We start from the raw sequence: 14,743 nt of genomic DNA on the forward strand, positions 1-14,743 counted from the left end.
AAGTGTGATGAGGTCGTAGCATTTGCCAATACGCTGAAGAGTTATAAGGCAGTAAGCAAAAAGGCTGGAGGGGTTAAAGAAATTTTCTTTAAAAAGTTTTTGTAAATCCAAGCTTTACGATTTATCTATAAGGAGGGGGAGCCATACCCATTCGGGCACGCGGGGGTTTATTCGATCGCCCTTACCTGTGCCTGCGTGGCATCCCCTCCAAACCTCCCCTGAAAACCCCCAACGACCTGGCAGGGGCCTTACCCATTAATACGCAAAAAGCCCTCCGACTATTAAATAGTAGAATACAAATTGTCGCAAGTTCCAATTTGCGAACTGACCTACCATCAATTTGCTTTTGCAAATTGGGTTAGGTCATGTCAACTCACTCGCTCCGTCCTCTTGAACAGTGAAATTTTTTTAACGTCTCCGAACTTTTTGCTTACAGCCTTATTAGCTTGCAGGATATTAGCAAACTTTACGACCTTATAACATTTCAAAGAGCTGGGGCATAACTGCCAACGTTACAATTGAAGATAAAGTTATAAAATATAAGCTTAATCCTTTATTGATTGGGCTTTTCTTAGTATTTATGATTTTTTTGCCAAAATCTCGGCAAATAGAATATAATAAAAGAAAAAGCAAAGGAGAGATACTTTGAACTTAAAAGACTATCTTGGAGAAACAAATCTATACGACAAAAAAGAAAAATTAGAAATAAATAAGCCAAAGTCTTGGTTAAAATCTGTGTCAGCCTTTGCTAATGGTAGAGGTGGGAAGCTAATATTTGGAGTTAAAGAAGATAATACAATTCTTGGACTTAAAGACTATAAAGATACTTCCGAAAATATTTCTGAAATCGTAAAAACTAAAATGGATCCGAATCCAGAATTTGATATGGAAATAGAGGAAATTGATGGAAAAGTCATATTGATTTTAAATATATTTGTTGGGAAAAACACACCATATTTTGTAGTTGATGGAGGAAGCAGAACTGCTTATAAAAGAGTAGGAAATCAAAGTGTCCCTGCAAGTCGAATAGACTTATTTAATCTATCGCTAAAAGGAGAACATATAAGTTACGATTCACTTAAGTCAAAGAAAAAACTAGAAGATGTAAGTTTTAAGGAACTTAGAATCGAGTACAAAGAAAGAACGGGAAAAGATTTTGAAGAAAAAGATTTAAAATCTTTTGGACTTGTAAATGATGAGAACAATTTAACAATTGCAGGAGCACTCTTTGCAGATAACTATCAAATTTATCAGTCAAGGGTATTTTGTACTAGATGGAATGGATTAACTAAAGCCAGTGGTAGAATAGAAGCTCTTGATGATGTTGAATTTGAAGGAAATATAATTTATCTTTTAAAAGCAAGTCTAGACTTTGTAAAAAGAAATTCAAAAAAGATGTGGAAGAAAGGTCCAGTCTATAGAATAGAATATCCAGAATATCCTGAAAGAGCAGTGCAGGAAGCCTTAGTAAATGCACTTATTCACAGAGATTATTCAGTAATTGGCAGTGAAGTCCATGTAGATATCTATGATGACAGGCTAGAAATATATTCTCCTGGCGGTATGTATGATGGGACTTTTGTGCAAGATCTCAATCCGTTGAATGTATCTTCCACAAGAAGAAATCCGATAATAGCAGATGTATTTGCTAGAATGGATTTAATGGAAAGACGTGGATCTGGACTTAGAAAAATTATAGAAGCTTATGAATCAGAAGAAAATTATAAAAAAGAATTAAAACCAGAGTTTAAGTCAACAGAATCTTCTTTTACTACAATTCTAAAAAACTTAAATTATGCCCCTCAAAGTGTCACCCAAAATGTCACCCAAAATGTCACTCAAAGTGTCGGTCAAAAATTAAAACCAAGTGATAGGCGTGAAAAAATTCTTGAAATAATAAAAAATAACCCTAAAATAACTGCCAATGATTTATCTAAACAATTTAATGTAACTGATAGAACTATAAAAAGAGATTTAAAAGTTCTAACAGATAAAAAAATAATAAAGTATGTAGGCAGTGCTAAGGATGGGCATTGGGAATTTAAACAATAAAGGTAGCTTTTTTGTTTTTTATAAAGATTTTATCTTTAAAAATTTTTTTGTAAAGCCAAGCTTTACGAATCAATATTGGAGGGGCTTATACCCATTCGGGCACACAGGGGGCATCGTGAAGTAGGTGGTCAAAGACTTTGTCTTTATGAATCTAAAAAAGATTTCATCTTTAAATAGTTTTGTAAAGCCGAGCTTTACTATGTTCTTTTGAAGGGGACTTATACCCATTTGGGCACGCAGGGGCTTATTCGATCGCCCTTGCCTGTGCCTGCGTGGCATCCCCTCCAAACCTCCCCTGAACACCCCCGACGACCTGGCAGGGGCCCGACCCAATAATACGCAAAAAGCCCTCCGACTAAAAATTTCAAACTCGCTTCGCTCAAACAGTGGAATTTTTTAACGCTTCCAGCCTTTTTGCTTACTGCTTTATTAATCATCAGCGTATTGGAAAAGTTTATAGCTTTATAAGACTTCAGCAAGCTGGATCACTTGATTAGCTCACTATTAAGTGCAAAGTTGTAGTTCTTTATGAAGTCATAGAAGCTTATAACCTCGTAGATTAGTATGAAGTTGTAATTCTTTATGAAGTAATAGAAAATTACAAGATCACAATTAAATATAAACTTATAAAAAGACAAAGCTTAATCGATATTGATTAGGCTTTATTTTTTTAAAATTTTCAAACACATCTTGAGTAAGATTGCCAAGTTCCCAACAAATAGAATATAATAAAGAAAAAAGCAAAGGAAGGAGAAAAACTTGGAAAGATTTAAGGAAATTGATCAAGCTCTTGATAAATTAAAAATAGATATAAAAAACATCTCTCCATCAATCCTTGAGAAGATAGAAGAAGACCTAGACTTGAGATTTTCTCACGAGTCCACAAAAATTGAAGGCAACACACTTTCCATCTACGAGGTCAAGACCCTATTAGTAGACAAGACATCAATAGGCGGCAAGGACCTGAGAGAAATCTACGAAGTAGTTAACCACAAAAAAGCCTTTGACTATATAAAAAGTCATCTTGAAGAAGATCTAGACGAAGAACTAATAAAAGACCTTCACCAAATCCTAATGGATAACATATTCTCAGGAGGCATCTATAGAAACGGGAACGTGAGAATAACAGGAGCATCATTCTCTCCACCATCCTGGGAAGCAGTAAGACAAGAGATGAAAAACTTTATAGAAGATTACAAGATCAAAAAAGAAAATACCCATCCAGTAGAACTAGCAGCCTGGGTCCACGCAGAATTTATAAGAATCCACCCCTTCCAAGACGGAAACGGAAGAAGTGCAAGACTTCTTCTAAACTTTATACTAATGAAAAGGGGATACCTTCCAATAGTAATAGAAGCAAAAAATAGGCCAGCCTACTACCAAGCCCTAGATAATTACGGAAGAGAGGGAGACCTAGGACTCTTCCTAGACATGGTGAGGGAGTTGGAGTTAGGAACTATAGGAGATTATTTGAAGTAAGGGAAGTGGATTCAAAGACTTTGTCTTTATGAATCTACTGAAAAGATTTCATCTTTAAAAAATTTTTTGCAAAGCCTAAGGCTTTAAATTTCTTTCCGGAGGGGACTTATACCCATTTGGGCACGCAGGGGCTTATTCGATCGCCCTTGCCTGTGCCTGCGTGGCATCCCCTCCAAACCTCCCCTTACCACCTCCAACGACCTGGCAGGGGCCTTTGCTTACAACCCAGAGCGGCAGACATCCTTTTTTGTAGTAGAACACAAATTGTCGCAAGCTCCAATTTGCGGACTGACCTACCATCAATTTGCTTTCGCAAATTGGGTTAGGTCATGTCAAACTCGTTCGCTAAAATCTTTTACAAATTAAAAATAATTTATCAATAGAGTCAGAAACACCTGGCTCTATTTTTTTATCGTGACTTTCGCGTGAACCTAATCAAGTCAAAGTTCGCTACGCTCCTTTTCCTTGTAAGGTTCATCGGCTGAGCAAATAAATTTGCTCGAGCACATTGAATTTTTTAACGGCTGTCTTGCCTTACGGGGTTCTTCAACCTTAGTTCGTGGTTTTACCTTTACAGAGTTTCAAATCTATTCTGAGTTACATAAACAAACCTAACAACAATTAAAAACTTGCACATCAAAAGAAGCTTAGTCAGTATTGATTAAGCTTCTTCTTTTTATAACTTTGTAATTATTTATGAGTTTGTAAACTTTCATGACTTTGTAAGGAACTACAACTTTAAAATTAGATATGACGTTATAAAGTTTCATAACTTCATAAGAAATTATAACTTCGTTTTTAGCGGTGAGCTGATCGAGTGTATCTAATGAGCAAAAAAATCGGTTATGCGTTAAAAATTTTCAACTGTTTGAATTCGCGAAGCGAATGAGTTTTGAAAATTTAGCATGACCGATTTTTTTGGACTCAACGTACGTGGGGTGAAGGGGGTGGTTTGGAGGGGCAAGGGGCATCGTGAGGCCCCTTGCCCCTCCAAGAGCAATTATAAAAGCGTCAGCTTTTAAAAACTTCTTTAACCAACATTTTCTTTCCATTTTCTTTCTTTATCAAATTAGAAAAGAAAAAAATAAAAAATTGCAATCCTGTAACCCTTTTGTTATAATTCTACATACGGTCTAAAAAGATCGCCCTATTAACACGAGAAAGAGCCAAATAAAATACAAGCCATCACAAGAGGGAATGTTGCAAAAGAATTTCGCATATTTCCTTTATGTAATGTAATTGTAATTTTACAAAGCAAAATTCTAGTGTATAATAGAGACACAAGAGGAACATGACAACTAAATAAAACCAAAAGGCGATATTTATTTGTCGACCTCTTAGCCGAGATAGTTCAGTCTCGGCGACAAAAGTTTGAGACTTTTGTAGAATCTACAAAATTTTTAAGGAGGTCGAAAGACAAATGAACAAGAAAATTATTTCTCTAGTACTAGCACTAGTTATGGTACTAGGAACATTCACAAGTGTCTTCGCCGAAGCAGCTAAAGCTGATGCTAAAAAAGAAGAAGTTAAAAAGACTGAAACTAAAAAAGCAAAAGCTGGAGAAAAAGTTGAAAAAGTAGTTGGAAAAGATAACAAAATCCAATACGTAATCGACAAAAAGCTTGTTGAAGGCTACGAAGACGGAACTTACGGACTTGACAAAAACATCAAGAGATCCGAAATTACAAGACTTCTTGTACTTGCTAATGGTAACGAAGAATTAGCAAAACAACTACAAGGATCAATGAAAATCTACTCTGACGTAGATGCTAAGCACTGGGCAAACGGAGTTATCTCAGTAGGAACTACAGTTCCATCTGACGCTAACGGAATTGCTATGCTAGCAGGATACCCTGATGGATCATTCAAGCCAGAAAACGACGTAACTTATGCTGAATTAGCTAAAATGCTAGTAGTTCTTGCTAAAGAAGACCTTACAGCAGACATGGTTAAAAACGCTAAATGGGCAACTTCATGGATGACATGGGCAGCTCAACTAGGAATTCTTGATGACGTAAACGTTGTTGATTCTAACAAAGCAGCTAACAGAGCAGATGCATTCACTATGGTTTACAATGCTCTATATGCAATGAAAGAATTCAAGAGAGTTCCAGCTAACGAAACAAGAGGTATTGTTTCTAACTTAACTAACTCTAAACTTACTCTTAACCAAGATAGCGAAAAAGAATACACTATCACTGGTGATACAGTAATCGTTGATGGTATTAACGTTAGAAAACAAATCGTTAAAGTTAACAGCCTTAACAACCTTGATCTTTACAAAGGATCTCTAGTAAGAATTCTTGTAAATGACAAGAACGAAGTAACTCACATTATCGAACTTGGTAACCCAGAAGTACTTGCAAGAACAGACAAAGAAGGAGAACTTCTTGACACTGACAACCACATCTGGGAAGGCGTTGCTGACGCTACAGTAGAAACAAACTACTACAAGAACATTGAATCTCTAAAAGATCTTGACCAAAAGAAAGTTGACAGAGCATATGCTACTGTAACTCTTAACGGTTCAAAGACTAAAGCAGACTATATCAAATTCCACAAAGCTAATGGAAACGAACTAGCTAACCTAAAAGTTAACGACAAAACTGAAATCTATGTTGCTAACCCATACAACAACATTATGAAAGAAGTTAAAGACATTAATGAAGCACTTTCATTAATCGGTTTCCACAACTATGGAAAAGACTATAAGATTCCTAACGTTTATGCAGGATTCGACACAGATGATCACAAATCAGCTGTAAAATCTTTCAATTCTGAAAGAAGCACTGCTAAAGTTATCGTATTTAACGTAGTATCTAAAGACAACGATGGAGACAGATACAGAGTAATTAACTCTTCTTCTTCTAAGTTCTCTTCTACTCTAGAAGATACTGATGGAAAACTTTACGACAGAGACAACGTTCTTAACAAAGCTAACTTCCCACTAAACTACGGTGACCTACTTGACGTTATCGAAACTCGTGGAGATGTTATCGACAGACTTCTTGACCACAGCGATGAAAAAGCATTCCCTGTAGTAAGAGTTTTAAGAGTATTTGATAACGATGAAATCAGAGTAGAAGATAGATTCGGAAACGAAACTCTTCTTTATGTAGGCGATGCAGACATCTTTAATGCTAAACAATACAAAGATTTAGCTAAGGGTGACTACCTACAATTCACTGCTAACAACAAAGATGCTAGAGACATCGAAATCGTATCAATTCTTGATGATTCAAAGGACACAAGAGACCTATTTGATAAATCAGGTTCTGTTCTAAAGGTTGTTCAAGGAATTGAAGATCACACTGTTGTTGGTGTAATCAAATGGGTTGGAGAAAAACAAGTTGAAATTAAGATCGAATCTGACAACTGGGATGCAGGTCTTAACAACACAACTAAGACTTACAAAGTTGACAGAGAACTTGCAGATGCTCTAAAAGCATATGTAGGAAAAGAAGTTAAATTCAAAGCTGAAAACAAAAACTATGAAAATGACGTTAGAGCTTATGACTTCATGTTAAATGATGGTAAAAATGTTCTAATCGCTCCAAAAGCTAACAAGAACTTAACTGAACTTGAAAAAGTTGTTAATGCTTACTACGAAAGCGGATTACTTTCTACTGATTTCGATAAAGCAAATGAAGATATTGATAAAGTAAAAGATGCAAGCTACAATGAAAAGAAAGCAGCTAAAGATGAAATCAAAAAATATAGAGACGAAAAAGTAGTTCCTGCTCAAAAAGCAACACCTGTAGAATTCAAAACTAAGAGTGTTGATTCTAATGAAGCAGCTATAAAAGCAGCTAAAGAAGAAGCAGCTAAAGCTCAAAAATTAGTTGACGCTTTAAAAGACTCTAAAGGAAAAGACGATCTTCAAGCTAGAATCGATGCTTACAACAAGACTATCAAAGCAGCTGAAGATAAATTAGCAGTAGCTGAAAAACAAACAGCTTATGATAATTATGCAAAAGCTGTATTTGCAAAATTAGCAAATCTTGAAGTAAAATCTTCTGATTCAAAAACTGAACTTGAAGCAAATGTTAAAGCTGCAGTTGAAGCTGCAATTAAAGATGTAGAAGGAAAACCAGCTGACGCTAAAGTTGTTATTGGTGACATTAATACAGCAGATAAAAAAGTTAAAGTTAAAGTAGTATCTGACAATCTTAAAATTGACCAAAAAGAAGGCGCAGAAAAAGAAATTACTTTTGCTGTAAAATAATTAGTCTAACTAATTAAACTTTAAAGATAAAACCTGAGAGGAAACTCTCGGGTTTTTCTTTTTGTACATATATATTTTTTCTGGTAGAATTATGGCAAGAGGTGGTAGTATGGATGATAAGTTAAATTTAGATTCTAGTGAAAATAATTTAGAAAAAACTTTTTGCATTTTGATAGGTGTTTTATGCTTTAACCTTTTATTTATTGTTATTTTATTCTTGATGATATTACATTATAAAATCTTAGGCGAAAATCTTGTGGGGACAGTCCTAGCTGCTCTTATAGGTGTTAACGGAGTCTTAGCTGGTTTTTATTTTAATAAGAAGCAAACTTATAAAGAAATAGTAACTAGGGAGAGGATAGAGTGGTTACATAAGATGCAAGAAGCCCTAGCAGAGTTCTTGGCTATCACTAGCAACTCTAAGGTAAAAAATGTCTTAAAGGATAAAAAAGATAAGGCAAGGGAACTCTATTACCTAATAATTAGCAACTTAAATGTGAAAAAAGATAAAGATAAGAAGAACAAGAATGAACGTGACACTGTAGAGCTCTTGTATTATTATGCAAACTCAAAGGAACTTGATGTTCAATTGAACTTCAATAGAAATTTAGATAGTGATGAGGATAAGGATTCTAATGCCACAAAGAGTCGTGATGACTTAGAAAAGGAAAATAAGGACTTAAAAGATCAAATAAAATTCTTGGAAGATACTATAACAATTTTAAAAAATTATAATGAAGCAGATAAATTGACTGGACTTAAAAGAAAAGAAATAATAAGCAAGTACACAGAAATATTCAACGGAACATGGAATAGGATAAAAGACGAAGCAGATTGAGGTCTGCTTTATTTTTTTCTTTAAAGAAAGTTGGAAAGAAGTTTTGTTTAAAAAGTTTTATTAAAAGCTGAGGCTTTTGGAATCCTTATTGGAGGGGCGTAGGGGCATCGTGAAGTTTTTGGATAAAGACTTCGTCCTTATAAATCTTTTCTAAAGCCTAAGGCTTTAATTCTTCTCTTGGAGGGGACTTAGGGCGTTTCGATTCGCCCTTGTCCCCTCCAAACCTCCCCTTACCACCCCCAACGACCTGGCAGGGGCCTTTGCCAACAACCCCGAGCGGCAGCCATCCTAAAAATTCACAACTTGCTCGCTACAAACTTTTACAAATTAAAGATAATTTATTAAGAGAGTCAGAAGCACCTGGCTCTATTTTTTTATTGCGAGCTTCGCGTGAACCTAATCAAGTCAAAGTTCGCTTCGCTCCTTTTCCTTGTAAGGTTCATCGGTTGAGCAAATAAATTTGCTCAAGCACATTGAATTTTTTTAACGGCTGTCTTGCCTTACGGGGTTTTTCAACCATTAGTTAGTGGTTTTACCTCAACACCTTTTCAAACTTATGCTGAGTTACTTAAACAAACCTAACAACAATTTAAAACTTGCATATCAAAAGAAGCTTAATCATATTCGGTTAAGCTTCTTCTTTTTATAACTTTGTAATTATTTATAAGCTTGTAAACATTCATGACTTAATAAGGATCGACAACTTTATATTTAATAGTAAGCCTATAAGATGTTATCACTTAATAAGGAAGTATAACTTTATACTTAATCGTGAGCTTATCCAGTGCCCCAGCTTCTTGAAGTGTGATGAGGTCGTAGACTTTGCCAATAAATTGCAATCTATTAAAGCAGTAAGCAAAAAGTTCGGAGACGTTAAAAAAATTTCACTGTTCGAGCGAACGAAGTGAGTAGTTTGAAATTTTTAGTCGGAGAGCTTTTTGCGTATTAATGGGTTGAGCCCCTGCTAGGTCGTTGGGGGTGTTCAGGGGAGGTATGGAGGGGACAAGGGCGAATCGAAACGCCCTAAGTCCCCTCCATAAGATAAATAGTAAAGCTCTGCTTTACAAAAAACCTTTAAAAGCGAAGCTTTTCCAACAATTTTCAAAAGATTCTTTTCCATATTTTCTATAAAGAAAATAAGTTTAAACAAATGATTGACAATTTAAAACGGAAGTTCTATAATATCCTTAAGAATAATTTACAAAAGGAGGTAAGCTAGATGGAGATTTTTGATAGGAGGGAAGATGATAATAGGATTGGAGGAAGTAATATGAGCAAAATCATAAGTCCTAGGGGGGACATGAAGGAAATTTATAATCTTGAGGGGGATCTTTGGACTGGATCCAGGGACTATGGGTCTTCTAAGAGCCCTGAGTCTTTGAAGAAAAATTCTTATGAGGATTTTGACAGGGTTCTGAGGTCTGCTCTTGTTGGCGAGGAGAGGGCAAGGGCAAAGATCTTATCTATGCTTGACCCTCTTATTAGGTCTTCGATTAAGAGGTATTGCCCAGTTTATTCTGAGTTTGAGGATCTTTATTCTGATGGCCGTTATATGGTCTTGGAATGTCTTGAAGATTTTGATGGGAAGAGATCCTTCCTTAAGTATGTTAAGTCTTCGCTTATGTATTTTTATCTTAATACCTACAAGTACCTCACTAATGTGGAGGGGGATCTTCATGATGATGCTCCTGATGAAGAGGGTCTGTCTATTTTTGATTCTCTTGATGCTGGGGTGGATATTGAGTCGGACTTTTTGGAGGCTGAGAGGCTGGGTATCTTGAAGGAGGCTCTTGATAGTCTTACTCCAAGACAGGCGCTGGTGGTTAGGCTTTTCTTTTATGAGCGTCTGGGCTTCAGTGAGATTGCTAATTTTCTTGGTATCTCTAGGTGGACTGTGGTTAACCTCAAGCGCAATGCTATTGCGAACCTGCGTAAATTTATTCTTAATAATAATTTGTAAGGAGGTGTTTTTATGTTGATTGAAAAGAAACTTATTCGCTATAACTTTATGAAGAGGGCGGGGAATGTGACTCCGAGATTTATTGTGGTCCACGACACTGGCAATCCTAATCCTGGTGCTGATGCTCTTGCTCACTTTAGGTATTTTAACGGTGGCAACAGGCAGGCTTCGGCTCATTATTTTGTGGATGATGTGAGGATTGTGGAGACTGTTGAGACTGCTAATGCTTCTTGGCACTGTGGCGATGGTCACGGCAGGTATGGGATCACTAATTCTAATTCTATTGGGGTTGAGATCTGTATCAATAGGGATGGCAATTATGAGGCCGCTCTTGAGAATGCAAGAAAGATTATTAGGTATCTCATGGGTCTTTATAATATTCCCCTTGAGAGGGTGGTAAGGCATTATGATGCTTCCCGCAAGATTTGTCCTCGCTCTATGTCTGAGAATAATTGGAAAAAGTGGTGGGCTTTTAAGGCTTCTATATAATTTTCAATTTTTCAAAAAAATTTTTATTTTAGCATAGCAACTTTTGGGAATTTTTTCTATGTATATAGTAGGAGGTGAAAATAATGGCAGTTAAAGTTAAGGAAACTAAACTTATGCTTAAGTCAGTTTTTACTGACGAGTCTTCTGGCGTGATGAAGAGAAGAACTGTTTCCATCAAGGGTATTAATCCTCAGGCTTCTAAAGAAAACTTATATAGTCTTTCTTCTGGTCTTAACCCTCTTGTTGAAGGAAACTTCTCTACATCATCTTTAATCACTGAAGAAGTTTTAGCAAATGAAGCTTAAGATTTATAATCTTTTGCTTGGTAGCTTGTTGGCGTGAAATTTTTGGATTTCACTTGTTATGTATTTTATGAAAGGAGATTTTTAATATGAAGGAAACGAGAACTTTAAGAATGAGTTTTGTTGATGAAGGTGGCAAGCCTTGGACTCTTACAATCTCTAACCCTATGGAAAATGTTGGGATAGAAGATGTGAAGGCTGTGTCTAATAACATCACTAGTAATAAGCTTGTGCAAGGGAAGGTTGGCTTTGTCAAGACTTTCAACGGGGCTGCGATTGTAACTAGAAAAGAAACAGCTCTTGAGTAAGCTTGAGTAAGGTCTAGTAAGGTTGATTAAGATGGAAGATTTATTAGCTAACATTTCAAATATTGGTTTTCCCATTGCCATCTCTTGCTATCTCTTGGTGAGGTTGGAAAAGAAGATGGAGGAGCTAAAGGAAGTTATTGTAGAGCTTTCTAAGGCTTTGGAGAATATGGGGAAATGAGTTGAGTTTTATTGTTAAAACTCTGGAAAGAATCTTTATGGGTTCTTTATTTTTTTGCGCAAAAATAGGGTAAAAGCTTTAATTTTGGATTGGTTGATAAAGATTTCATCTTTAATGGAGTTTGTGTAAAGCAGAGCTTTACTAATCCCTTTCCGGAGGGGGTTAGCAAGCTAACAAAATTATTCAAAAAGCTGACGCTTTTAGATGCCTTTCTAAGGAGGGGGAGCCAGGGGCGGGCGAGGCCCCTGACCCCCTCCTTAAACCTCCCCCCTGACCCCATCGCCCTAGCAGGGGCTCGACCCGTTAATACGCAAAAAGGCTTCCAGCTAAATTTTCAAAAACTCACTATCGTTCAAACATTGAAAATTTTTAACGCTTCCAGCCTTTTTGCTTACTGCCTCATTAGCTTGCGGCGTATTGGCAAAAGTTGTAACATTATCACACTTCAACAAGCTGGGGCATAATTGCCAACGCAACAATTAAATATGAATGTATAAAAAGAAAAGCTTAATCCTTTATTGATTAAGCTTTTCTTTTTTTGATTTAATTTTTATAGGTTTAACAATTTTTTGAGAACTTTAGACTAAAATTACTTTCCCAATTCCCTAAAAGTTTCATCATACTTATCCATAATATTATCACTTATTTCTGCAAGTTTTTTAAAAGCGTCAATATGATTATCAACAAAATTTCTTGCATTTTCAAACATCCTATCTTCGTCTGTTTTATTATCAACACAATTTTCTTGATTCTTGTTAAAAGATAATTTAGCCTTAGACATAAAACCAGCTCCTTAAGGTAATTATATGTATACTAGGCATATTTTTCAATACGACAAGGAAATCAATATTTTACTAATTAATCTATTTTAATGCAAAAGTTAATTCCATTTGTTAGGTAGGGTTAAGTGATCCTACATAAATTTGAAGCAGTGCAGAGGTAAAACCGTGGACTAATGATTGAGAAACCCCGTAAGGCAAGGCAGCCGTTAAAAAAATTCAATGTGCTTGAGCAAATTTATTTGCTCAGCCGATGAACCTTACAAGGAAAAGGAGCGTAGCGAACTTTGACTTGATTAGGTTCACGCGAAGCTCGCAATAAAAAATAGAGTCAGGTGTTTCTGACTCTATTGATAAATTATTTTTAGTTTTTAAAAGTTTAAAGCGAGCAAGTTTTGAATTTTTAGGATGGCTGCCGCTCGGGGTTGTTTGCCAAGGCCCCTGCCAGGTCGTTGGGGGTGTTCAGGGGAGGTATGGAGGGGACAAGGGCGAATCGAAACGCCCTAAGTCCCCTCCAAGAGAAGAATTAAAGCCTTAGGCTTTAGAAAGATTTACAAAGACTAAGTCTTTTATACCAAACCTCACGATGCCCCTAAGCCCCTCCAATATTGATTCGTAAAGCTCTGATTTACAAGAACTTCTTAAATATTAAATCTTTATACAGAAATCTAAAAGCTTTAGCTTTAAAAAAATTTTATTCTACCGGCACTACTCTCAAGTCTTTTGAAACTTTATTAAGAACTTCACACCCATCTTCTGTTATTAATACTAAATCTTCTATCCTAACTCCTATTCCTTCTTCTAACAAATAGATGCCTGGTTCTACGGAGAAGATTTGTCCTACTTCTATTATGCTGTCGTTTACTGATGATACGTCTCCTTCTTCGTGGGTTTCTAGCCCTATGGAGTGGCCTGTTCTGTGGGTGAAGTATTTGCCGTAGCCTTTTTCTTCTATATAGGATCTTGCTGCCTTGTCTACGTCTGACATTTTGTTGCCTGGCTTTGCTGCGGCGATTCCTCTTAGGTTGGCTTCTTTTACTATTTCGTAGATTTCTCTCGCTCTGTCACTTACTTTGCCAATGAATACTGTACGTGTCATGTCTGATGCGTAATTTTTGTACATTCCTCCAATGTCAAGGACTACGCAATCGCCTAGCTTGCCCTTTGTGTTGTCTGTGGAGTGGTGGGGGTCTGCTGCAGACCTTCCATAGGCTGTGATTGGTTCGAAGGATACTTCTTCAACTCCGTGAGCCTTGTAGATTTCTTTTAGCTTTTGGGAAAGTTCTTTTTCGCTTAGGCCCTTAACAACCCAAGGGATGAGGTCTTCCATTACCGCATCGTTAATGGCAGAGGATTCACGCATTAGTTGTTTTTCTTCTTCGTCCTTAATTCGTCTAACGCCGTCAACTATTGTGGATCCATTTACATATTTCTTATCTGGAAAGATTTCTTGAAGTCTTAGAAGGAACTTTGCTGACCAGAATTTGTCAATTCCTATGACTTCGTCGTCTTTTATATACTTGGAAAGTTTTTCGATTCCATCTTCTATGTCGTTGTACCAAATAAAGTCTACGCCTGCCTCTTCTTCTTGAGGGAAAAGCTCGTTGATGAGGAGCTTTATGTCTCCGTCCTTGTGGATGTAAAGGGCAAGGGCTCTTTCGCCTGGTTCTATCATCCTGTCAAGGAGATAAAATATTGCGTAGGGGTCAGAGATTATCATGTGGGGAAGTTTTGCTTCTTCCATTTTTTTTATAAGTCTATCAATTCTATTTTTATGCATAGTGTGTCCTCCGTTTCTTTTTTTCAAATATATCATAAATTCTTCTTTATATCCAATTAAAGATAAAGGGTGAATTTTTATTAAATGAAAGTTTTTGTAAAGCTAAGCTTTACTATTCTTTATCCGGAGGGGGTTAGGACCTTTCGATTGGTCCTTCCCCCTCCGGACCACCCCCAACACCTTCAACGACCTGGCAGGGGCCTTTGCTTACAACCCCGAGCGGCAGACAGCCTAAAATTCAAAACTCACTAAGCTAAGTCTTATTCTTTATAAAACTTTAAAATTAATAAAATATCTACCTTTAATAAGATAAAAATTTAATTGCTTAGTTCAAACAGTTGAATTTTTTAACG

General features: G+C 36.3%; 11 protein-coding genes. 9 read left to right on the forward strand and 2 right to left on the reverse strand.

Features of this window, described 5'->3' with window-relative positions:
* Positions 1-645 precede the first annotated feature (645 nt).
* The 9 genes from M9426_RS06785 (at position 646) to M9426_RS06825 (ending at position 11,831) form a co-directional block, all read left to right on the forward strand.
* Positions 646-2,052 (forward strand): AlbA family DNA-binding domain-containing protein, encoded by a 1,407-nt coding sequence (locus M9426_RS06785; RefSeq protein WP_250341760.1) that lies wholly within the window; start codon positions 646-648, stop codon positions 2,050-2,052.
* 759 nt (positions 2,053-2,811) lie between these two features.
* Entirely contained in the window at positions 2,812-3,531 is a 720-nt protein-coding gene (locus tag M9426_RS06790) for a Fic family protein (RefSeq protein ID WP_250341761.1), read from the forward strand.
* A gap of 1,420 nt (positions 3,532-4,951) precedes the next feature.
* A complete protein-coding gene (locus M9426_RS06795) occupies positions 4,952-7,756 on the forward strand; it encodes an S-layer homology domain-containing protein (protein WP_250341762.1) in 2,805 nt (934 codons plus the stop codon).
* Positions 7,757-7,865: 109 nt separating this feature from the next.
* Positions 7,866-8,594 (forward strand): hypothetical protein, encoded by a 729-nt coding sequence (locus M9426_RS06800; protein ID WP_250341763.1) that lies wholly within the window; start codon positions 7,866-7,868, stop codon positions 8,592-8,594.
* 1,219 nt (positions 8,595-9,813) lie between these two features.
* Complete coding sequence (locus M9426_RS06805) at positions 9,814-10,554, forward strand: sigma-70 family RNA polymerase sigma factor (protein WP_250341764.1); 741 nt, start codon at positions 9,814-9,816, stop codon at positions 10,552-10,554.
* A gap of 12 nt (positions 10,555-10,566) precedes the next feature.
* Positions 10,567-11,043 carry a peptidoglycan recognition protein family protein gene (locus M9426_RS06810; RefSeq protein ID WP_195443389.1) on the forward strand — a complete coding sequence of 159 codons (477 nt, stop codon included), beginning with the start codon at positions 10,567-10,569 and terminating at the stop codon, positions 11,041-11,043.
* An 83-nt stretch (positions 11,044-11,126) separates the two neighbouring features.
* On the forward strand, positions 11,127-11,348 hold the full coding sequence (locus M9426_RS06815; RefSeq protein ID WP_195443387.1) for a DUF1659 domain-containing protein: 222 nt from the start codon (positions 11,127-11,129) through the stop codon (positions 11,346-11,348).
* Positions 11,349-11,434: 86 nt separating this feature from the next.
* Positions 11,435-11,653 carry a DUF2922 domain-containing protein gene (locus M9426_RS06820; protein WP_250341765.1) on the forward strand — a complete coding sequence of 73 codons (219 nt, stop codon included), beginning with the start codon at positions 11,435-11,437 and terminating at the stop codon, positions 11,651-11,653.
* A 31-nt stretch (positions 11,654-11,684) separates the two neighbouring features.
* Positions 11,685-11,831, forward strand: coding sequence for a YvrJ family protein (locus tag M9426_RS06825; protein WP_005956291.1), 147 nt, complete (start codon positions 11,685-11,687; stop codon positions 11,829-11,831).
* Positions 11,832-12,420: 589 nt separating this feature from the next.
* Here M9426_RS06825 and M9426_RS06830 read toward each other — a convergent pair.
* Together M9426_RS06830 and M9426_RS06835 are read right to left on the reverse strand one after the other, a co-directional pair.
* Positions 12,421-12,612, reverse strand: coding sequence for a hypothetical protein (locus tag M9426_RS06830; RefSeq protein ID WP_250341766.1), 192 nt, complete (start codon positions 12,610-12,612; stop codon positions 12,421-12,423).
* Positions 12,613-13,304: 692 nt separating this feature from the next.
* Positions 13,305-14,390 carry a M24 family metallopeptidase gene (locus M9426_RS06835; RefSeq protein WP_250341767.1) on the reverse strand — a complete coding sequence of 362 codons (1,086 nt, stop codon included), beginning with the start codon at positions 14,388-14,390 and terminating at the stop codon, positions 13,305-13,307.
* Between the last annotated feature and the right edge of the window lie 353 nt (positions 14,391-14,743).

The sequence above is a fragment of the Peptoniphilus genitalis genome, assembly GCF_023614525.1.
Lineage (GTDB): Bacteria > Bacillota > Clostridia > Tissierellales > Peptoniphilaceae > Peptoniphilus_A > Peptoniphilus_A genitalis.